Here is a 21,919-nt window from a genome sequence, read left to right as displayed (position 1 = left end):
GGGTGTAAATCAAATCTTTAAGCTGGATCAATGTGCTTCTTCGTAGCCGGGGCAAGTTTTACCATCATTGCCGACCGCCCAGAAAATACCGCTATCGTTGAGGAAAACCGTACATGATTCGGTTTGGGCATAATCGGAAGTCGGTGCGGCTTGTAAGATAAAGCCGGAATCCGATGGATTTTGATTATTGGAAGAGAGTGCCGGGGTAGCCGGGTTGGTCGGTAAGACAGATGCAGCCAGTGTTTGGGCACGCATAAACGTAATATTAAAGTATTCGTTTTGAACCAAATTACTTTCATCAAAGCCGATAAATGTGCCTTTTTGCGTGTAATAACGCTCTAAATTCTTTGCATTTTCCGCTAACTCACTTCGCACATTGGCCAAACGAGTGCTGCGGATAAAAGATTGGAACGAAGGCATGGCGATGGTGGCGAGTAGGGCCAAAATCACAATCACAATCAAAAGTTCGATTAAATTAAAGCCGGATTGTCTGGTTTTCATAAGTAAGTAACTATCAATATTGCTATATTTAATTATGCCTTTGAAAGGCTTTGTTGTTTGCCATTATAAATTCTTTCTTGAATTTGGTATGTATGGATAAATGCCGAATTTGGGAAAATATGTAAAAAGGATGCAAGATTCTGGAAAAGTAATTTTAATAATTTTATTTAAAAACATTAAGTTATATGAATAAAGATATTCATGGAACCTTGGCTGGAAAAATGAAATCCAGTAAAATTTGCTCGTTTTTAAAATTTATTCCAAATAACTGTTGGCATTGTGCGACAAAAACCTTAAGCCGCACGCGAACACGACAAATCAGGCAGCTAGAAAATTATGGCAAAAACAATCAAATGGGTGTTGGGGGCGGCAATTGTGGCTGCACTGGCTTATGCGGCATGGAGCTATTTCAAACCGGACGATAAGGTCAATTACATTACCGAACCGGTGAAGCGTGGCACCATCCGGCAAACCGTTTCTGCAACGGGTGAGATTTCACCGTCAAACTTGGTTGCGGTCGGTGCGCAGGCCTCAGGCCAAATCAAGAAGCTGTATGTCAAGCTGGGGCAGGAGATTAAAAAAGGCGACAAAATCGCAGATATTGATTCGACCACCCAAATCAATACCTTGGATACTGCAAAAGCCAAACTGGATACTTACCGGGCACAATTGGCATCAGCAATGATCGCCTTAAACAGTGCCGAGAAAAAATATAAACGCGAATCGGCCTTATGGAAGGAGGATGCCACTTCGAAACAGGAATTGGAAAGTGCGCAGGATGCGCTGGCGGCGGCCAAAGCACAAGTAACCGAGTTGAAATCAGCCATTCGCCAAACCCGGATTTCTATCAACACGGCCGAGGCCGATTTGGGCTATACCCGTATTGTGGCACCGATGGACGGCACTGTGGTGGCCATTCCGGTGGAGGAAGGACAGACCGTCAATGCAAACCAGACCACGCCTACGATTATACAACTGGCCAATTTGGAGACTATGTTGAACAAAATGCAGATTGCCGAGGGAGATATTACCAAAGTCAAACCCGGCCAGCCGATTTCGTTCACTATTTTGTCCGAAGCCGACATGCCGTTCAAAGCAAGATTGGAAAGCATTGACCCCGGCTTGACTACTATGTCCAAGGGCAATTACAGCAACAGTACCGATACCACGGAAAGCGCGATTTATTATTACGCACGTGCCCTTGTACCGAATACTGAAGGCAAGCTGGCGATTGGTATGACCACGCAAAACACCATTGAAATCCGTTCTGCCGAAAATGTATTGGTTGTACCGACCCCGGCCATCAAAAAATCGCAAGAGGGCAAAACGTCCGTACGGGTGTTAGGTGCGGACGGTAAAGAGGTGGGCCGGGATGTCGTTACCGGTTTGAAAGACAGTATGTATACTGAAGTCAAAAGCGGCTTAGACGAGGGTGAGACAGTCATCATATCGGAAATGAACGGGTCTGAAAAAGCACAAGGCAAAAAGCACAACGGCATGGGGCCGCCGATGTAAATCAGACGGTGTAAATCAAAGCGACCGATAGGCTGTCTGAAAACAGAATGTGCGGCCTGCTTTTCAGATGATCGAATTTCCAGTTTATATTTGGTAACACATATGAGTTTAATCGAATGCACCTGCATTAATCGCTATTTCGGCAACGGTGAAAACCGCGTCCATGTTTTGAAAAACGTCAGCCTGAAAGTGGAAAAAGGTGATTTTGTAGCCGTCATCGGCCAATCGGGGTCGGGCAAATCGACCCTGATGAATATTCTCGGCTGTCTTGACAGCGCGACTTCGGGTTCCTATAAAATCGACGGCATCGAAACCTCCGAAATGCAGCCTGATGAATTGGCCGCTTTGCGCCGCAGCCGTTTCGGTTTTATTTTCCAACGCTATAATCTGCTCGGTTTGCTGACGGCACGCGACAACGTCGCGCTGCCGGCCATATACGCCGGTACAGATCAAAAGCATCGTTCCGAACGTGCGGAAAAACTGTTGCTCGATTTGGGATTGGAAAGTAAGGGAACAGCAAACCGGGTGAGCTTTCCGGCGGCCAGCAGCAGCGGGTGTCGATTGCCCGCGCGCTGATGAACGGCGGCGAGATTATTTTTGCCGACGAACCGACCGGCGCACTCGATACCGCCAGCGGTAAAAACGTGATGGAAATCCTGCATCAGTTACACGAACAAGGCCATACCATCATTATGGTTACGCACGACCCGGGCATTGCCGCCAATGCTAACCGCGTAATTGAAATCCGTGACGGCGAGATTGTTTCCGATATCAGCAAATCTGCCGAAATCCCGTCCAGCCAAGTGCAGGCGGTAAAAGAAAAAGTTTCGTGGCTTTTTTACTGCGATCAATTTCTGGAAGCCTTTAAAATGTCAGTGCATGCGATTTATGCGCATAAAATGCGCTCGCTGCTGACCATGCTGGGTATCATTATCGGCATTGCTTCGGTGGTGTCGGTGGTGGCCTTGGGTAACGGATCACAGCAGAAAATCCTGGAAGACATCAATGCGATGGGAACGAATACCATCACGATTTTCCCCGGCAAAGGTTTCGGCGACAGGCATTCCCGCCGGATTAAAACACTGACGATAGCGGACGCGTTGACCATAGCCAAACAAAGTTATGTCGATTCGGCTACGCCGCAGACTTCGTCCGGAGGAACGATGACGTATCGGAATATTGATTTGAACGGCCAGCTTTACGGTGTGGGCGAGCAATATTTCAGCGTACACGGCCTGACTTTGGAACGTGGCCGTCTGTTTGACGAGAGTGATGTCAAATCAGATGCGCAAGTGGCGGTAATCGATAAAAATACCCAAGCCAAGCTGTTCGGCGGTGCCGATCCAATCGGTAAGGTCATATTGTTCAAAAAACGGCCGCTTACCGTAATCGGTATTGCCAACGACCAAACCAACAATTTCGGCAGCTCCGACAGCCTGATGATATGGTCGCCGTACACTACCGTCATGCATCAAATTACCGGCGAGACCCATACCAATTCGATTATTGTCAAAATCAAAGACGATACCGACAGTCAGGTGGCCGAAAAAAGCCTGACGGAATTGTTGAGTGCGCGCCATGGCACGGAAGACTTTTTTATGAACAACAGCGATATCATCAAACAAGCCGTTGAAAGTGCCACCGGTACGATGAAACTTCTGATTTCCAGTATCGCTTTGATTTCGCTGGTGGTTGGAGGTATCGGTGTGATGAACATCATGCTGGTATCGGTTACCGAGCGTACCAAGGAAATCGGCGTACGCATGGCTGTCGGCGCACGCCGCAGCAATATTTTGCAGCAGTTTCTGATTGAAGCCGTATTGATTTGTCTAATCGGCGGCTTGGCCGGTGTAGCGGTATCCGGTGCCATCGGGTTGGTGTTTAACCATTTTGTCACCGATTTCCCAATGAGATTTTCCACCTTGTCGATAGTCGGTGCGGTGTTGTGTTCGACCGTTATCGGCGTGGCTTTCGGCTTTATGCCGGCCCACCGTGCCTCGCAGCTCAACCCGATCGATGCCTTGGCGCAAGATTAACTTTTTTCAGACGGCCGGTTCATCAAGGCCGTCTGAAACATCAGAATGATGAAATCATGAACAGCAAAACTTTTTTTCAGACGGCTTCAGTTATCGCCGTATCCGTAACCTTAAGCGCGTGTGCGGTTAATCCTAAAGTGAACGCACCGAGCTTGGCCGGCAATACGCATGTTATGAGCGCTGCCGAAGCCGCCGAGCGCTATCAGATTAACGGCGACTGGTGGGAAATCTATCAAAACGCCCAACTCAATGCCGTGGTTCAGCAGGCTTTGGACAACAACATCGATTTGAAACAGGCCGCGATTTCGGTGAACCGCGCCTTGTATCAGGCCAATATTTTGGGTGCGAATCTGGTGCCGTCGTTTAACGGCTCGGCCGGTGCATCGGCTTCCAAAAACCTCAAATCCGGCAGCAGCAACAACAGCTTCAGCAGCCAATTGGGCTTGAGTTACGAACTTGATTTATGGAAGCGCTTGAGTGCCACCGCCGATGCGCAAGTATGGGAATACCGCGCCACGCAGGAAGATTTGGCCAATACCCGCCTGACCTTGGTAAATAATGTTGCTGATGCTTATTTCAACATCGCCTACATCAACGAAGCCATTGCTTTAACCCGGCAATCGTTGAAACAATATCAGGAAATCGCCCGCATAGCCGATGCCAAATACCGTTACGGCAAGGCCGATTCCAGCCAAAGCACGCAGGCGAAACAATCTTTGCTGAGCGCGCAAAATAATTTATTGTCACTGCAAAACAGCCGAGATGCGCTCGAGCAAACCTTGCGCAATCTGCTGAATCTGAAGCCGGGCGAAGCCATCGCCGCGGAGCCGTCAGCATACCGCTTGCTGGCGGTGAAAGGTGTGGATTTGAATGTGCCGGTTTCGGTGCTGGCCAACCGCCCCGATTTGCGCGCGGCGGAATACCGTTTGCAATCGTCGGTGCAAACCTTGGCGGCGCAGCAGCGCAGTTGGTATCCGAGCATTACCTTGGGCGCGAGTTTGAGTACGTCTTCCGGCAAAGCGCGCACGATGTTTGACGTGCCGTTTTTGGGTTCGGCGCAAATCAATCTGCCGTTTTTGGATTGGAAAACGCTGCAATGGGAAGACAAAGATGCCCAAGCGCGTTTTGACAGCGCGGCTTTGAATTTCGAGCAGGCGTTAACGACTGCGCTGAATGAAGTCAACACCAACTATCTGGCCTACCAAAATGCGCAAGCCACTTTGAAGAATACCCGTCAGCGTTACGCCTTGGATCAGAAAAACAGCCGCTATTACCAAGTGCGCTACCAACACGGTAAAAACGAGTTGAAAGACTGGCTCGAAGCCTTAAACAGCGAATACAGCTCGGCGCAAAACGTATTAAACCAACGCTATGACGTGTTGAAATACGAAAACATGGTGTATAAAGCCATGGCAGGACGCTACACGCCGAAATAAGGTGCTTAATGCCTCAAGGCCGTCTGAAAAATCTTGCATTATTTTTCAGACGGCCTTGTTTTATTTTCATCACCCTTTTATTTGAAAACCGTTATAATTCCTTCATTCTGTTCAGCCGCAAAACCATGTCCAGCCACCGCATCAACCACGAACCCGTCTTCATGCTCGCATCCGCACCTTGGCGCGAAAGCAGCCTGTGGCTGGAAGTGTACAGCCGCCGTTACGGACGTGTGGCTTTGCTGGCACGCAGCGCCCGTAAGCGCATGAGTGAATTGCGCGGCGTGCTGGTGCCGTTTGTGCCGATGAGCGCGTCGTGGTACGGCAGCCAAGAACTCAAAACGCTGCACCGGGCCGAATGGTTGGGCGGTTGGCCGCAGCCGCAGGGGCGGGCTTTGTTCAGCGGCCTGTATGTAAACGAATTGATGCTGAAGCTCTCCGCACGCGAAGACCCGATGCCCGAGTTGTACGACATCTTTGCCGAAACCATGCAAACCCTGTGCCGCGAACCGAACCACATCGCCGCCTTACGCCGCTTTGAATGGCAATTGCTGCACCAATCGGGCTATGCGCCGGATTTACAGCACGATGTTCACGGAAATGACATCGACCCTGATGCACAATATTGGTTGCACCCCGAAGAAGCCCTGTTGCCACTGGCGGAAGCCAACGGATTGGGCAATCAGCAGCAAAGCGGCATTGTGGTCGATGGCAGCAGTTTGATTCAATTACGCCAAGGCGGGTTTGCAGACGGCGTAAGTTTGCAGCAGGCTTTAAAAATCAACCGATTGCTGATTGATTTCCGCATTCCGGAGGGGATTAAATCGCGGCAGGTATTGCAGCAGTTGCAGCAGTTTGATTTGGATCCGATGTCGTTCAGATGTCATGAAGCGGCAGAGCATTCACAGGCCGTCTGAATCAGCAGTGAAACCAACCTTATTTTTCAGACGGCCTCAATGACGAACTGGCCGTCTGAAACCGAATCAGCGAAAGGAACTCCATGTTATTAGGCGTTAACATCGACCACGTCGCCACAATCCGCAATGCGCGCGGCACCCTTTACCCGAGTCCGGTAGAAGCCGCACTCATTGCCGAAACCCACGGTGCGGATTTGATTACGCTGCATTTGCGCGAAGACCGCCGCCACATCAAAGATGCCGACGTATTCGCCGTGAAAAATGCCATTCGTACGCGCCTGAATCTGGAAATGGCGCTGACCGAAGAAATGCTGGAAAACGCGCTAAACGTTATGCCGGAAGATGTGTGCATTGTGCCCGAAAAGCGTCAAGAGGTGACTACTGAAGGCGGTTTGGACGTGTTGGCGCAGCAGGAGAAAATCGCCCGATTTACGCGCACGCTCACTGACGCCGGTATCCGCGTATCGCTGTTTATCGATGCCGATCAAGCGCAGATTCAGGCGGCCAAAGACGTCGGTGCGCCCGTGATTGAACTGCACACCGGTGCCTATGCCGATGCGCATACACCGTCTGAACAGGCGCAGCAGTTGGCACGGATTGAAGAAGGCGCGCATTTTGCCGATGAGTTGGGTTTGGTCGTCAATGCCGGGCACGGGTTGACTATTCATAATGTCACACCGATTGCCCGCATTGCCGTGATTCAAGAATTAAACATCGGCCACGCGCTCATCGCACAAGCCGTGTTTTTAGGTTTGCCCGAAGCCATTTGCCAAATGAAAGACGTGATGTTTAAAGCACGTTTGTTGGCGAAATAATTTAGCCGTCAGAGAGTTCAGACGGCCTGTTACTTGCAAAGATAATTAAGGAGAAACCCATGATTTATGGTACCGGCACCGACATCGTTTCCCTGAAACGTATCATCCGACTGAATAAAAAATTCGGCCAAGCCTTTGCCGAACGCATTCTCAGTCCTGAAGAATTGATGGAGTTCCCCCAAGCCGGCAAACCGGTGAATTATCTGGCCAAGCGTTTTGCCGCCAAAGAAGCATTTGCCAAGGCCGTCGGCACCGGTATCCGCGGGGCGGTGTCGTTCCGCAACATCGGCATTGGCCACGATGAAATGGGCAAGCCGGAATTTTTCTATGCGCCGGTATTGGAAAAATGGCTGAAAGAGCGAGGCATCAGCCACGTTAGCTTGAGTATGGCCGATGAAGAAGATACCGTATTGGCTTTTGTGATTGCCGAAAAATAAAACCATTCCATGCGCGGGCAAGCAAGGTTTGTCGGCGCATGTCCAATCACGTTCAGACGGCCTGTGAAGCATGGCGTAAAAAGGTCGTCTGAAAATTAATATTCATTTCCCAAAACATCATGACCACATCAGACCCACGCCCCTTAATCCGCGTTGTTGCCGGAATTTTGCTCAATGCCGACGGCGATTATTTATTAAGTTCACGTCCCGAAGGCAAGCCTTATGCCGGTTATTGGGAGTTTGCCGGTGGTAAAGTGGAAGCGGGCGAAACCGAGTTTCAGGCTTTGCAGCGAGAGTTGGAAGAAGAACTCGGCATCCGTATTCATCACGCGACGCCGTGGCTGACCAAAATCCACGCCTACGAACACGCGCATGTGCATCTGCGTTTTTTACGGGTGGAAGCCGATGAATGGTCGGGCGAATTGCAGGCCAAAGAAGGACAGACATGGTCGTGGCAGAAAGCGGGCGATTTTACCGTGTCGCCGATGTTGCCTGCCAATGGTGCGCTGTTGCAATCGCTTTCCGTGCCGAGAGTATTGTCAGGCCGTCTGAAAAGCGGTTTGCACGGGTTTAACCGCATGGGCGAATATCGTGTGGTGCCGCATCGTTTGGCTGAGCCGCAGCATGAACATGTGTTGATTGAGGAACCCGAATTGCGTGCGCTGGGTAAAATGCCGCCGGCGCAAAGCGTGTGGGTGGTGGTGGAAACCGCCGAACAATGGCGCAATGTGCCGGATGCCGATGTAGTGGTGTGGCGCGTACAAAACCAAGCTGCCGCCGAAGCCGTTTTGCAGAGGCTGCAACAAGGTGTGCCCATCCCCTTGGTGATTGCCGCTTTTTCCGATTGGGCGGCGCAGTATCAAACTCAGTGGCTGCAATCAGGTGCGCATGCCGTGGTGGTTGATGATGAGATCGAGGCCGTCTGAACATGAGTCAAAATAAAAAGTTAATCATCGTCGGCGTGTTGCTGCTGGTGTTTGCCGCCGTCAAACTCATTGCTTTGGGCTGGTGGCAGCAGCAACAGCCGCAAGCCAAGCAGGCCGAATGCCAAGTCACACAAGGCTGCACTTTGCCCAACGGCGTGTATGTCAAATTCAGCAATAAACTTGAAACCAAGCAACCCTTTGATATTGTGTTGAAAAACGTGCCGGAAACAACTCAAGAAATCACCGTCAGCTTTAGCATGAAAGACATGGATATGGGCTTCAACCGCTTCAATATCCGCCGCCAAAACGACGGCACATGGGCAGCCAAGCAAATCCGTTTGCCGATGTGTGTTGAAAACCGCCATGAGTATCTGGCAGATATCAACATTGACGGCGGAGTGTTTCAGACGGCTTTTACAGCGGAATAGGCCGTCTGAAAACTGATTTTATCAATGCCGTCTGAAATAAATGGTTTCAGACGGCCTTTTGTTCAAAAAATCCTGAAAAATAAATACTTTACTTTTATAATCTACGCTATAATTCATCTCTTTATTGACACGCAGAAAGCCTGTGTGACCGACCCAGAAAGGAATCACCATGACGCAATACGCCTTATTCACCACTTGTCCGCGCGGTTTGGAAACGCCGTTGGCCGACGAACTCAAATCCCTGAACATTCAAGACATTCAAGCTACCGATGGCGGTGTTGCCTGCAAAGCAACGATGGGGCAGGTTTACCGCATCAATCTGCACTCGCGTACTGCCAGCCGCGTGCTGCTGCGCCTGAACAAAGGCAGCTACCGCAGTGAGCAGGATATTTACAAATTAGCTAAGAATATCAATTGGTTCAATTGGTTTACGCTGGAGCAGACCTTTAAAGTGAAGGTTGAGGGCAAGCGTGCTAACGTTAAAAGCTTGGATTTTGTCGGCCTGAAAATCAAAGACGCGCTGTGTGATTCGTTCCGTGACATTTATGATGCGCGCCCGAATGTGGGTAAAATTCAGCCTGATGTGCGCGTGCATGCTTTTATGGATGAGCGCAATATCGAGATTTTTATCGATACGTCCGGTGAAGCCTTGTTCAAACGCGGCTACCGCCAAGACACCGGCGAAGCGCCGTTGCGTGAGAACTTGGCTGCCGGTTTGTTGTTGCTGACCGGATATGACGGTTCGCAGCCGTTTCAAGACCCGTTTTGTGGCAGCGGTACTTTGGCGATTGAAGCGGCATGGATTGCCGGCCGCCGCGCACCGGGTTTGATGCGCTGTTTTGGTTTTGAAAAGCTGCAAAATTTCGACAAAGCCGCGTGGGTGAAAATCCGCCAAGAAGCGCGTGAACAAATGGTGCCGGTTGCCGCACCGATTGCCGGCAGCGACAATGACCGCCACATGATTCGTGCCGCTGAGCACAATGCCGAAGCAGCCGAAGTGGCCGAGTTTATCCGTTTTGAAGTGAAAGACGCGCAAAATGCCCGCCCCAATGGTGACAACGGCATCATGATTTCCAATCCGCCCTATGGCGTGCGCTTGGCGGAAATGCAGGCTTTGCAGGCGCTGTATCCGCAGTTGGGTTCGTGGCTGAAGCAGCATTATGCAGGCTGGCTCATCGGTATGTTTACCGGCGACCGCGATATGCCGAAATTCATGCGTTTGTTGCCGAAGCGCAAAATTCCGTTGTATAACGGCAATTTAGACTGCCGCCTGTTTTTGATGGATATGGTGAAAGGTTCTAACCGGTAGGATAAGTTGAGGCCGTCTGAAAAAAATATGTTTCAGACGGCTTTTTTTATTGGCTATCAAGTCTGATTCTGTCAATTTTACGGAGTAAGCGCAGCATGAGCTGCGTTTTATCAAACCATTATCAAAAAATTTAAGTCCATGTCGGTAAACGGGTTTATACTGATTCAATAAGATATTCATTATTTCAATAAGGAGCTAGCTATGAAAACCGCTATGTTGTCACTTACCGCCGTGTTGCTGTTAGGCGCGTGCAGCCATCATCAAGAGCTGGATAAATTGAAAAGCGAATTGTCGGAAGCACAAACGGCAGTGAAGCTTTCCGCAGCCAATACCAAACGTTTAGAAGACACTTATTCCGATATTTATTTTGAACTCAACAGTCTGACCGTGGAAAATTTCAAAGCCAAAGTCGCGAAGGGTGATCAGTTTTACGCCTATATCGGCCGCCCAAGTTGCGGCGATTGCAACGCATTCGAGCCAATGTTCAAACGCTACATCACGCAATATCTTCTCGGCGATAAAATTTATTTTGTCAACGTACACCGCCTGCATCAGGATAAAGCGGCGTGGAGCGCATTCAAACAGCAATACGGTTTGAGCGGTACGCCGGTATTGGCGGCTTATGGTGCAGGCCGTCAGTTGAATAAATTGGACTTGGAAGACAACGGCGGCAAATTGAGTGCCGCAGATTTGGAAAAGTGGTTGGATGCAAACCGTTTGCGCCGTTAAATAGCCATTCAACAGTTCAACAAAAGCATAAATAAAAGGCCGGCTGAAATTGATTTTTCAGGCGGCCTTTATATTTAATCCTGATAAAACTACTCAGATTTTAATAATAAAATCAATTAAAACAAATTTAAAATAAAGTTAGACTATCAATGTCGAATGACTTACAATTTACTACAGTAGTTGTAATGTGTCGCAATATAATACTAAAGTATTAGCTTTTAAAGTATTATTACAAAAACAAAAACATAGTGAGGCCGTCTGAAAATTGCGGCTTCCTAATCAAGCAGGAACGAAACCATGAATGTATCAAGACGGCAGTTTTTTAAAGTGACCGCCGCCGGTGCCGGCGCGTCGGGTTTGGCCGTAATGGGCATGATGCCGACCAATGCTTGGGCGGAGGTGCGTCAGTATAAACTTTTGCGCGCCACTGAAACGCGTAACAACTGTACTTATTGTTCCGTAGGCTGCGGTACGATTTTGTACAGCATGGGCGATGGTGCCAAAAATGCCAAGAAAGTCATTTTCCACATCGAAGGTGACCCGGATCATCCGGTAAGCCGTGGCTCGTTATGCCCTAAGGGCGCAGGTTTGTTGGATTTTGTACACAGCCCAAACCGTTTGCATTTCCCGGAAGTGCGCGAGCCGTTTACCAACGAATGGAAACGCATTTCTTGGCACGATGCTTTAACCCGTATTGCCAAACATCTCAAAAAAGACCGTGACGAAAACTTAATTGTCACCAATGAAAACGGCGTGCCGGTACACCGTTTGCCTACGGTAGGCATGTTGACAGCTTCCGCCGCTTCCAACGAAACCGGTATTCTGACCCAGAAATGGATGCGTTCGTTGGGTATTGTTGCCACTGATGCGCAAGCACGGGTATGTCACGGCCCGACCGTATCAGCTTTGGCTTCAACTTTTGGTCGCGGTGCGATGACAAACACTTTTGTGGACATCCAACATGCCGACTTTATCATGGTGATGGGCGGTAATGCCGCAGAAGCGCACCCTGTGGGCTTCAAATGGGTAATCGAAGCGAAAAAGAAAAAAGGCACCAAATTATATGTGGTTGACCCTCGCTTCAACCGTACCGCTGCGGTATCCGACTTTTATGCGCCTATCCGTTCGGGCAGTGACATCGCTTTTTTGGGGGCATTGATTAACTGGCTGATTGAAAACGATAAAATCCAATGGGAATACGTGAAGGCCTATACCAATGCCAGCTTTATCGTTTCTGAAGGTTTTGACTTTGATGAAGGCCTGTTCTCCGGTGCCGCTGCATTCCAGGCACCTGAAGCAAAACAAGGCGAGCAGCAACCTGAAGTGACCAGCCGTACCGGTAACCGTAAAAACTACTACGACAACGCAACGTGGTTTTACGAACTGGATGCCAACGGCTACGCCAAAACCGACCCAACCTTGCAAGACCCACGCTGCGTGTTCCAAATGTTGAAAAAACATTATTCACGCTACACGCTGGATGTGATGGAAACCACTTGCGGCACCAGCAAAGAAGATTTCTTGAAAATCGCCGAAGCATGGGGCGAAACGGCGGCACCGAATAAAGCCGGCACCATTCTGTATGCATTGGGCTGGACTCAGCATACTTACGGTACCCAGATTATCCGTACCATGGCGATGGTTCAATTGCTGTTGGGTAACATCGGCATGGCCGGTGGTGGTGTAAACGCATTGCGCGGTCACTCTAACATCCAAGGTCTGTCGGATTTGGGCTTGTTGTCGACTTCATTGCCGGGCTACTTGACCCTGCCAAACGAAGACAACCACCCGACTTTCCAAGACTACTTGGCTAAGCAAACGCCGAAAGCATTGCAAGCCAATCAGTTGAACTATTGGAGCAACACCCCCGCATTCTTTGTCAGCTTCCTGAAATGGATGTACGGTGAAAACGCCACCAAAGAAAACAACTGGGGCTACGACTGGCTGCCGAAGTGGGACAAAATGTACGATATTTTGCAAACCACTGAATTGATGTATCAGGGCAAAGTCAACGGCTTGTTGGTGCAAGGCTTTAACGCGCAAGGTTCATTTCCTGATGCCCACCGCGTGACCGAAGCATTCTCGAAGCTGAAATACATGGTCGTGATGGATCCGCTGAAAACTGAAACCGCGTCCTTCTGGGAAAACCACGGTGAGGCGCACGATGTTGATCCGTCTAAAATTCAAACCGAAGTATTCCGCTTGCCGACACCTTGTTTCGCAGAAGAAGCAGGTTCGATTGTGAACTCTTCACGTTGGTTGCAATGGCACCATCCGGGCCAAAATCCTCCGGCGAAGCCTTGCCTGACTTGGATATTTTAGGCGAGCTGCATGTCTTGCTGAAAGAAATGTACGAAAAAGAAGGCGGTACTGCGCCTGATCCGATTACCAAGCTGGCATGGCATTACAAAAATCCAGTGGCACCAACACCGGAGGAAATGGCCAAAGAGTCTAACGGTTATGCCTTAGCCGACATTAAAGATGCCAATGGTAATGTGATTCGTAAAAAAGGCGAATTGCTCGACGGCTTCTCACAATTGCGTGATGACGGTACCACCGAGTGTGCGACTTGGATTTTCTCAGGCTCATGGACGCAAGCCGGTAACCAAATGGATCGTCGCGACAATACCGATACCGGTTTGGGCAATACCCCGCGCTGGGCGTGGGCATGGCCTGCTAACCGCCGTATTTTGTATAACCGTGCCTCCTTGGATCCGAGCGGCAAACCTTGGGATCCGAACCGTGTATTAATTGAATGGGATGGCAACAAATGGACTGGTGCTGATGTGGCCGACTTTAGATCTGATGAAGCACCGGGCAGCGGTATGAATCCTTTCATCATGAACGAAGAAGGTGTTGGCCGTCTGTTTGCCCAACGCAAACTGGTTGACGGCCCGTTCCCTGAGCACTACGAGCCCTTGGAATCGCCGATTGGTACCAATCTGCTGCACCCGAAAGTGGTTCAATCACCGGCCATGCGTTTGTTCGACAGTGTGAAAGACCGTATCGGTACGGCTGAAGAGTTCCCATATGTCGGCACCACTTACCGCCTGACCGAACACTTCCAATTCTGGACCAAGTCCGTGAAGCTGCTGATGATTGCCCAACCTGAGCAATTCATTGAAATCAGTGAAGAATTGGCTGCTGAAAAAGGCATTAAGAAAGGTGATTGGGTCAAAGTCAGTTCTAAGCGTGCTTACATCAAGGCCAAAGCTGTGGTAACGAAACGCGTAAAACCATTGACCATCAATGGTAAAACCGTTCACCAAGTCGGTATTCCGTTGCACGGTGGTTGGGAAAATGTATCAGGTCAGAAGCAGTATATCGTGAATACGCTGACGCCTTTCGTGGGCGACTGCAACACGCAAACGCCTGAATACAAAACCTTCTTGGTTAATATTGAGAAAGCGTAAGGAGCGGAACAATGGCATTACAATCATTAGACATCAAACGCCGCTCTGCAACATCGGGCATCACGCCGCCGCCTCAGGTGCGCAAACCGGTTGAAGTGGCAAAATTAATCGATGTCAGCACCTGTATCGGCTGTAAAGCCTGTCAGGTGGCTTGTTCGGAATGGAACGATATCCGTGATGAAATCGGTGAAAACATTGGCGTGTACGACAATCCGATTGATTTGACCGCAAAAAGCTGGACGGTGATGCGTTTCAGCGAAACCGAAGAACACGGTAAATTAGAGTGGCTGATTCGCAAAGACGGCTGTATGCACTGTGCGGATCCGGGGTGTCTGAAAGCGTGTCCTTCTCCGGGGCGATTATTCAGTATGAAAACGGTATCGTCGATTTCCATCAGGAAAACTGTATCGGTTGCGGTTACTGTATTTCAGGCTGTCCGTTTAACATTCCGCGCATCAACAAAGAAGACAACCGTGCGTACAAATGTACCTTGTGTTCAGACCGCGTGGCTGTCGGCCAAGAACCTGCTTGTGTGAAAACCTGTCCAACCGGTGCGATTCAGTTCGGCAGCAAAGAACACATGAAACAAGTGGCTCAAGAGCGTATTAAAGACTTGAACAGCCGCGGTTATCAAAATGCCGGTCTGTATGACCCGCAAGGTGTAGGTGGTACGCACGTGATGTATGTCTTGCACCATGCCGACAAACCTAACCTTTACAACGGTTTGCCTGAGAATCCAAGCATCAGCCCAACCGTGAAAGTATGGAAAGGTTTACTCAAGCCTTTGGCGACATTCGGTATTGCTGCGGCAGCGGTTGCCGGTTGGATGCACTACATTACTGTAGGCCCTAACCGTGAAGATGAAGACAAACCTGAAGTCATCGGCAAAGACGGTAAAATATTGCACGGTGAGGAGGACGCATAATGAAACCAAAGTTAATTCAGCGTTACAAACGCAGTGAACGCATCAATCACTGGGTTGTTGCCTTGTGTTTTATTTTGCTGGCCGTATCCGGTTTGGCTTTCTTCTATCCGGCATTTTTCTGGTTGACCGGTATTTTTGGTACGTCGCAATTGGCGCGGATTTTGCACCCGTTTATCGGCGTGGTGATGTTTATCGGCTTTTTCATTCAATTTTTCCGTTATTGGAAATTCAACTTCTTTGATAAAGAGGATGTGAAATGGATGAAGTCGGTGACCACCATTTTGAAAGGCCATGAAGTGGGTGATGTCGGCAAATACAATGGCGGTCAGAAAGGCATGTTTTGGTTAATGACGGCTTGTATGCTGGTGTTGGTGATTACTGGTGTCATCGCATGGCGTCCGTATTTTGCCGAGATGTTCCCGATTTCGGTGATTCGTTTGGCGTTGCTGTTCCATGCCGGTGCTGCGATTGTCTTGATTGCCGGTATTATCGTGCACGTTTATGCAGCTATTTGGGTTAAAGGCACGGTTCGTGCTATGACCGAGGGCGTGGTTTCGCAACAATGGGCGAAAAAACACCACCCGAGATGGTATCGTGAAGTGATGGCCAAAACCGATGAAAAACCGGTTGAAACGTCAATCACAGATGTCAACCAGCAACACAAGCTATAAAAGCTTAGGATAGCGCCAGAATAATTTAGGGTGCTGCATAGCAAAAGGCCGTCTGAAAAATATTTTTCAGACGGCCTTTTTAATCGTTTTATCAATGCGTAGAATCAGCTGCTTCTGCTTGCTTTCGGTAAGCCAACACATAAAGCATACCGACAAATATTGAGCCACCGACCGCATTACCCAAGTAAACCGACACCATATTGTGCATAAACTGCGCCCAAGAAATATCGGCACCGCCCCAAATCGCAGCCGGAATGACAAACATGTTGGCAACAACGTGTTGAAAACCGATTAACACGAAAATCATAATTGGAAACCAAATCGCCAAAATCTTGCCACCGTAAGTATGCGCGCCGTAGCACAGCCACGCACCCATCGCCACCATCCAGTTACAACCAATGCCGGACACGAAAGCATGTGCAAAGTCTGCCGAGACTTTGGTTTTTGCCACGGTAATGGTTTCGTGTAGGTAATGACCTTCGGTCAAGCCCAAAAAATGGCCGAAAAACCAAGCTACAAAAAATGCGCCGAGTACATTTGTCAACGATACAATCAGCCAGTTGCGCATCCATTGAGCAGCAGTAATCTTTTTCATCATCAGGGCCACTGGCAGCACCATCATATTGCTGGTAATTAGTTCCGCGCCACCCAATAAAATACAAATCAGGCCGATGGGGAAAACAGCCGCGCCGAGCAAGGTGGCCAAGCTGCCCATTTCTTCCGGCATGCCGCCGACTACGCGGATGTAGGCCAGATAGCCGATGGAAATAAATGCACCACCCAAAAAGCCCAAGACGCTGAGTTGCAGCGCGTCACCATTGCCTTTTGCGACGCCTTTATCAGCGGTGGCGCGCAGGATTTCATGTGGATATAAATCACTCATGTTTATTGTCCGTATTGAATATAAGCGTTATTTTACGGTGGTGAAACGCTGTCGCGCTTGATATAACTCAAGGGTGTATTTTTGTTATTCCATGTAATGAGGCCGTCTGAAACGTTTCAGACGGCCTCAAGTCGGTTTCGGCTTATTTTTTCAGTTCGGCCAAAATATCATCAACGGTTTTCTTGGCATCGCCGAAGCACATCACGCTGTTTTCGTTGAAAAAGAGCGGGTTTTGCACACCTGCGTAGCCGGTGTTCATCGAGCGTTTGAACACCACCACTTCTTTGGCTTTCCACACTTCCAACACCGGCATGCCGGCAATCGGCGAATTGGGGTCGGTTTGTGCGGCGGGGTTGACCGTATCGTTGGCGCCGATCACCAGCACCACGTCGGTGTCGGGGAAATCGTCGTTGATTTCATCCATCTCCAATACGATGTCGTAAGGTACTTTGGCCTCGGCCAGCAACACGTTCATATGGCCGGGCAGACGGCCGGCAACGGGGTGGATGCCGAAGCGCACTTCGGTGCCGTTTTTACGCAGAAGCTCGGTGATTTCGGCCACCGGATATTGCGCCTGTGCCACCGCCATGCCGTAGCCCGGGGTAATGATGACGCTCGAGGCGTTTTTCAGCATTTCTGCCACTTCGGCAGGCTTGGCTTCGCGGTATTCGCCCACTTCTTCGCTGCCTGCGGCGGCAGAGGTGCCGTCGGTGCCGAAGCCGCCGGCAATCACCGAAATAAACGAGCGGTTCATGGCTTTACACATGATATACGACAGAATCGCGCCGCTCGAGCCTACCAGCGCACCGGTAACAATCAGCAAATCGTTGCCGAGCATAAAGCCCGCCGCTGCGGCCGCCCAACCGGAGTATGAGTTCAACATCGATACCACTACCGGCATATCGGCGCCGCCAATGGAAGCGACCAAATGCCAGCCGAAAGCCAAGGCGATTAAGGTCATCACAATCAGGGCGAACCAGCTGCCGTCGGCGCCGACAAACAGCAGCAGCAACAGAAACGACACCACAATCGAAGCCAGGTTCAGCTTGTGTTTGTGCGGCAGTTGCAGCGGTGCGCTGCTGATTTTGCCGTTGAGTTTGCCGAAGGCCACAATCGAGCCGGTAAACGTTACCGCGCCGATAAACACGCCTAAAAATACTTCCACCAAATGAATGGTGTGCATTTCCGGGTCAACGTTGCCCGCTTCGATAAAGCTGTTGAAGCCCACCAGCACGGCGGCCAGGCCGACGAAGCTGTGCAACAGCGCGATCAGTTCGGGCATTTCAGTCATTTCGACTTTTTTGGCTTCGTAAATACCGATAGCAGCACCGGCAGCCATCGCCAACACGACCCAGAAAAAGCCTGAAGACTGTTCACTGAAAATGGTAGCAAACAAGGCAATCGCCATGCCGACCATGCCAAAATAGCAGCCTTGCTTGGCCGTTTCCTGTTTTGACAAACCGGCCAGCGCGAAAATAAACAAAATTGCGGCGACGATGTAGGCCGCAGTTACCAAACCTAAAGACATATCGTAACCCCTTATCCTTTGCGGAACATATTCAACATGCGGCGGGTGACATAGAAGCCGCCGAAGATGTTAATGCTGGCAATCAACACTGCGATAAACGCCAACAGCGACACAAAGCCGTGTCCTTGGCCGATTTGCAGCAGCGCGCCGACCACGATGATGCCCGAAATCGCATTGGTTACCGACATCAGCGGCGTGTGCAGCGAATGGCTCACGTCCCACACCACATAATAACCAATCACACAAGCTAACACGAACACGATAAAGTGGTTCAGAAAGGCGGCCGGTGCCACCGCGCCCACCCATAAAACCAACACCGCGCCGATTACGGCAGGTGCCAGTTTTTTCCAAGCGGGAACGGGTTTCGGCTCGGGTTTGGCTGCGGGCGCGGCTTTTTCAGACGGCGTTTGCTGCGGTGCGGCGGAAACCTGGATGGCGGGCGGCGGGAACGTGATTTCGCCCTCGCGGGTAACGGTCATGTTGCGGATAATCACGTCTTCGAAATCCAGCGCGATTTCGCCGTCTTTATTGGGGCTTAACAGCTTGGTTAAATTGACCAGATTGGTGGCGTAAAGCTGGGAAGACTGCCCCGCCAAGCGGTTGGCCATATCGGTGTAGCCGATGATTTTCACGCCGTTGTCAGTGATGAACAATTCGCCCGGTTTCGTCAATTCGCAGTTGCCGCCGGTGGCCGCAGCCAAATCCACAATCACGCTGCCCGCCTTCATGCTTTCCACCATTTCTTTGGTAATCAGCTTGGGCGCGGGTTTGCCGGGAATGGCGGCGGTGGTGATGATGATGTCCACCTCTTTGGCCTGCTCGGCAAACAGCTTCATTTCGGCGGCGATGAATTCTTCGCTCATCACTTTGGCGTAGCCGTCGCCGCTGTCGCCCGCTTCCTGTGGGAAATCGAGTTTTAAGAACTGGCCGCCCATCGATTCGATCTGCTCGGCCACTTCCAAACGGGTGTCAAACGCTTTCACCACCGCGCCCAGCGAGTTTGCCGTGCCGATGGCGGCCAAACCGGCTACACCCGCGCCGATAATCAGCACTTGTGCGGGCGGCACTTTGCCTGCGGCGGTAATCTGGCCGGTGAAGAAACGGCCGAACGCGTTGGCCGCTTCAATCACGGCGCGGTAGCCGCTGATGTTGGCCATAGAAGAGAGCGCATCCAAAGCCTGCGCGCGCGAAATGCGCGGCACCATATCCATCGCCAGCACATCCACTTTTTTATCGGCAAGTTTCTGCACGAGTTCGGAGTTTTGTGCCGGCCACAAAAAGCTCACTAGCGTTTGGCCGGCGTTCAGAAGGCCTATTTCTGATTCGGCCGGCGCGTTTACTTTATAAATTAACGGGCTTTGCCACACCGTATGCGCATCGGCCACAACGGCACCGGCGGCTTCGTAAGCGGCATTATCCAAGCTGGCAGCCAAACCGGCATCGTGTTCCACCACAACCTCAAAGCCCAGCTTCTGCAACTGGGCTACGGTCGCAGGCGTACATGCCACGCGGGTTTCACCGGCCAGAGACTCTTTAGGAATACCAATCCTCATGTCTTCGTCCTTTAAGTTGGTTAATCAAGCTTATGTAAATGAATCTTAACCAATACTTTATAACTAATTTTTGCCTGAAAGACAATGAAAAAATTCTTTTTCTTAATATATTAATTTTAACTATACTTAGTCCGAAAAAGACTTTAGACTGCGGAATTAGACTGCGGAAAAGGAGGTGGATAGCGTAGAGATTGTCGTGTTAAAATAAGAATTTAAAACCAATAAAAGGAACACATCATGCGGATGCTCCACACTATGCTGCGTGTCGGTAATCTGGAAAGATCACTTGATTTCTATCAAAACGTTTTGGGCATGCAACTTCTGCGCCAACACGATTATCCGGACGGTAAATTCTCTTTGGCTTTTGTCGGTTACGGTAACGAAGCGGAAAATACCGTATTGGAGCTGACCTATAACTGGGATACTGAAAACTATAATTTGGGCGATGCCTTCGGCCATATTGCGATTGAGGTGGACGATGCTTACCAAGCCTGTGAAATGGTGAAACAAAAGGGCGGCAAAGTCGTGCGCGAAGCCGGTCCGATGAAACACGGTACCACCGTGATTGCGTTTGTGGAAGATCCCGACGGTTACAAAATCGAGTTCATCCAAAAAAATTCCGGCCATGATTCGGTACAATACGATAAGTAATTCAAGGCAATTAAGAAAGGCCGTCTGAAATTTAAGTTTCAGACGGCCTTTTATTTAACAATTCAATAGGTTAAAGATTCGGGTTCACAATGATTTTTACCGCAGACTCATTGTTGTGAATCAGGCGCTCGAAGCCTTCGGAAATCAATTCGTCCAATTTAATACGCTGGGTAATGAACGGCTCGAGATTGATTTGGCCTTCTTCCACCAGCTTGATGGTTTCGGCATGGTCGTTGCAGTAGGCGATGGTGCCGTGTACATCCAATTCTTTCATCACTACGCTGTGCACATTGATGGTTGCCGGCTGGCTCCAAATCGATACAATCACCACTTTGGCAGTCGGCTTGCAAGAAGCCACTAAAGTATCCAATACTTTATTCACGCTCGTGCATTCAAATGCCACATCCACGCCTTCGCCGTTGGTCAGTTTCAGCACTTCTTCGGTCACATCGACTTCGGAAGGGTCGAGAATATAATCAGCTACACCGGCTTCTTTGGCTTTGTCTTTACGGGCTTTGCTCAATTCGGTGATGATGGCTTTAATACCTTTGGCTTTCAAAATCGCCGCCAGCAACAAACCGATGGAGCCTGCGCCGCCTATCAAGGCAACATTGCCTTCTTTTGCGCCACTGCGCACATAAGCATGGTGACCAACAGATAAAGGTTCAATCAAAGCGGCCTGATCTAATGGGATATCGTTGGGAATCGGATGCACCCAACGGTGCTTAACGGCAATTTTTTCCGCCAAACCACCGCAGCCGCCTAAGCCGATGAAGTTCATATCTTTAGACAAATGGTAATTGCTGCCTTCGCCGGTGTCCACATAATCACGGATAATGTAAGGTTCGACAACCACATGCTGGCCGACTTCGATGTAGTCCACGCCTTCACCTACAGCGTATACCACGCCGGAAAACTCGTGACCCATGGTGACCGGTGCTTCCTCGCCGGAAATCGGATGCGGATGGCCGCATGGCGGAATAAAAATCGGCCCTTCCATAAACTCATGCAAATCCGTACCGCAAATGCCGCACTAAGCCACGTTGATGCCGACGGTACCCGGTGCCACGGTAGGTTCGGGGATGTCTTCAATGCGGATGTCGCCTTTGTCGTAGAAACGTGCTGCTTTCATATGTAACTCCTTATCTGATGGGTTGGGAAATAAATGATAAACAAGTAACAATGTATATGGATTTAAGTAACTGAAAAATATTTTTATAATAAATTCATATCACAATATACAATTCAT

The 21,919-nt window shown here is 49.8% G+C and carries 16 protein-coding genes and 5 pseudogenes; 16 read left to right on the top strand and 5 right to left on the bottom strand.

Going from position 1 to position 21,919, the window contains the following annotated elements; translation table 11 throughout:
• Window positions 1-27: 27 nt before the first annotated feature.
• Window positions 28-501 carry a type IV pilin protein gene (locus tag CGZ65_RS09990; RefSeq protein ID WP_096295701.1) on the bottom strand — a complete coding sequence of 158 codons (474 nt, stop codon included), beginning with the start codon at window positions 499-501 and terminating at the stop codon, window positions 28-30.
• 336 nt (window positions 502-837) lie between these two features.
• On the opposite strand from CGZ65_RS09990, the gene CGZ65_RS09985 reads away from it, so the two are divergent.
• From CGZ65_RS09985 to CGZ65_RS09925, 15 genes and pseudogenes are all read left to right on the top strand, one after another.
• Window positions 838-2,016, top strand: a complete 1,179-nt coding sequence (locus CGZ65_RS09985) for an efflux RND transporter periplasmic adaptor subunit (protein ID WP_096295700.1) — start codon at window positions 838-840, stop codon at window positions 2,014-2,016.
• 102 nt (window positions 2,017-2,118) lie between these two features.
• Window positions 2,119-4,052, top strand: a pseudogene (locus tag CGZ65_RS09980) (MacB family efflux pump subunit).
• A gap of 56 nt (window positions 4,053-4,108) precedes the next feature.
• Entirely contained in the window at window positions 4,109-5,488 is a 1,380-nt protein-coding gene (locus CGZ65_RS09975; protein ID WP_096295699.1) for a TolC family protein, read from the top strand.
• Between the two features lie 125 nt (window positions 5,489-5,613).
• Window positions 5,614-6,402 (top strand): DNA repair protein RecO, encoded by a 789-nt coding sequence (recO, locus tag CGZ65_RS09970; protein ID WP_096296169.1) that lies wholly within the window; start codon window positions 5,614-5,616, stop codon window positions 6,400-6,402.
• Between the two features lie 83 nt (window positions 6,403-6,485).
• On the top strand, window positions 6,486-7,217 hold the full coding sequence (gene pdxJ, locus CGZ65_RS09965) for a pyridoxine 5'-phosphate synthase (protein WP_096295698.1): 732 nt from the start codon (window positions 6,486-6,488) through the stop codon (window positions 7,215-7,217).
• A gap of 59 nt (window positions 7,218-7,276) precedes the next feature.
• Window positions 7,277-7,654 carry a holo-ACP synthase gene (acpS, locus tag CGZ65_RS09960; RefSeq protein WP_096295697.1) on the top strand — a complete coding sequence of 126 codons (378 nt, stop codon included), beginning with the start codon at window positions 7,277-7,279 and terminating at the stop codon, window positions 7,652-7,654.
• 119 nt (window positions 7,655-7,773) lie between these two features.
• Window positions 7,774-8,580 carry an NUDIX domain-containing protein gene (locus tag CGZ65_RS09955; RefSeq protein WP_096295696.1) on the top strand — a complete coding sequence of 269 codons (807 nt, stop codon included), beginning with the start codon at window positions 7,774-7,776 and terminating at the stop codon, window positions 8,578-8,580.
• Between the two features lie 2 nt (window positions 8,581-8,582).
• Window positions 8,583-9,008, top strand: coding sequence for a hypothetical protein (locus CGZ65_RS09950; RefSeq protein WP_096295695.1), 426 nt, complete (start codon window positions 8,583-8,585; stop codon window positions 9,006-9,008).
• Between the two features lie 169 nt (window positions 9,009-9,177).
• Window positions 9,178-10,317, top strand: coding sequence for a THUMP domain-containing class I SAM-dependent RNA methyltransferase (locus CGZ65_RS09945; RefSeq protein ID WP_096295694.1), 1,140 nt, complete (start codon window positions 9,178-9,180; stop codon window positions 10,315-10,317).
• Window positions 10,318-10,518: 201 nt separating this feature from the next.
• On the top strand, window positions 10,519-11,046 hold the full coding sequence (locus CGZ65_RS09940; RefSeq protein WP_096295693.1) for a thioredoxin family protein: 528 nt from the start codon (window positions 10,519-10,521) through the stop codon (window positions 11,044-11,046).
• Window positions 11,047-11,343: 297 nt separating this feature from the next.
• Window positions 11,344-14,459: pseudogene (gene fdnG, locus CGZ65_RS09935) on the top strand (formate dehydrogenase-N subunit alpha).
• Between the two features lie 11 nt (window positions 14,460-14,470).
• Window positions 14,471-14,749 (top strand): annotated as a pseudogene (locus CGZ65_RS14770) (formate dehydrogenase subunit beta); the annotation flags it as partial.
• A pseudogene (locus tag CGZ65_RS14765) lies at window positions 14,743-14,970 on the top strand (4Fe-4S dicluster domain-containing protein); the annotation flags it as partial. The pseudogenes CGZ65_RS14770 and CGZ65_RS14765, both read left to right, overlap by 7 nt.
• Before the next feature lie 21 nt (window positions 14,971-14,991).
• On the top strand, window positions 14,992-15,384 hold the full coding sequence (locus CGZ65_RS14760) for a formate dehydrogenase N subunit beta transmembrane domain-containing protein (protein WP_269768644.1): 393 nt from the start codon (window positions 14,992-14,994) through the stop codon (window positions 15,382-15,384).
• On the top strand, window positions 15,384-16,055 hold the full coding sequence (locus CGZ65_RS09925) for a formate dehydrogenase subunit gamma (RefSeq protein WP_198345278.1): 672 nt from the start codon (window positions 15,384-15,386) through the stop codon (window positions 16,053-16,055). The genes CGZ65_RS14760 and CGZ65_RS09925 overlap by 1 nt, the downstream gene beginning before the upstream one ends.
• 91 nt (window positions 16,056-16,146) lie before the next feature.
• Here CGZ65_RS09925 and CGZ65_RS09920 read toward each other — a convergent pair whose 3' ends face one another.
• The 3 genes from CGZ65_RS09920 to CGZ65_RS09910 all read right to left on the bottom strand — a co-directional run bounded on the left by CGZ65_RS09920 (window position 16,147) and on the right by CGZ65_RS09910 (window position 20,019).
• A complete protein-coding gene (locus tag CGZ65_RS09920) occupies window positions 16,147-16,944 on the bottom strand; it encodes a formate/nitrite transporter family protein (protein ID WP_378595734.1) in 798 nt (265 codons plus the stop codon).
• Between the two features lie 136 nt (window positions 16,945-17,080).
• A complete protein-coding gene (pntB, locus tag CGZ65_RS09915; protein WP_096295690.1) occupies window positions 17,081-18,466 on the bottom strand; it encodes a Re/Si-specific NAD(P)(+) transhydrogenase subunit beta in 1,386 nt (461 codons plus the stop codon).
• A gap of 11 nt (window positions 18,467-18,477) precedes the next feature.
• Window positions 18,478-20,019 (bottom strand): Re/Si-specific NAD(P)(+) transhydrogenase subunit alpha, encoded by a 1,542-nt coding sequence (locus CGZ65_RS09910; RefSeq protein ID WP_096295689.1) that lies wholly within the window; start codon window positions 20,017-20,019, stop codon window positions 18,478-18,480.
• Window positions 20,020-20,256: 237 nt separating this feature from the next.
• Between CGZ65_RS09910 and gloA the strand changes: the two genes are divergently transcribed.
• Window positions 20,257-20,670, top strand: a complete 414-nt coding sequence (gene gloA / locus CGZ65_RS09905; protein ID WP_096295688.1) for a lactoylglutathione lyase — start codon at window positions 20,257-20,259, stop codon at window positions 20,668-20,670.
• 70 nt (window positions 20,671-20,740) lie between these two features.
• Here the strand turns inward: gloA and CGZ65_RS09900 are convergent.
• A pseudogene (locus CGZ65_RS09900) lies at window positions 20,741-21,802 on the bottom strand (2,3-butanediol dehydrogenase).
• Between the last annotated feature and the right edge of the window lie 117 nt (window positions 21,803-21,919).

Origin of the sequence: Neisseria weixii (assembly GCF_002327085.1) — a bacterium.
GTDB classification, from domain to species: domain Bacteria; phylum Pseudomonadota; class Gammaproteobacteria; order Burkholderiales; family Neisseriaceae; genus Neisseria; species Neisseria weixii.
This window is presented reverse-complemented; position numbering and strand designations above follow the sequence as displayed.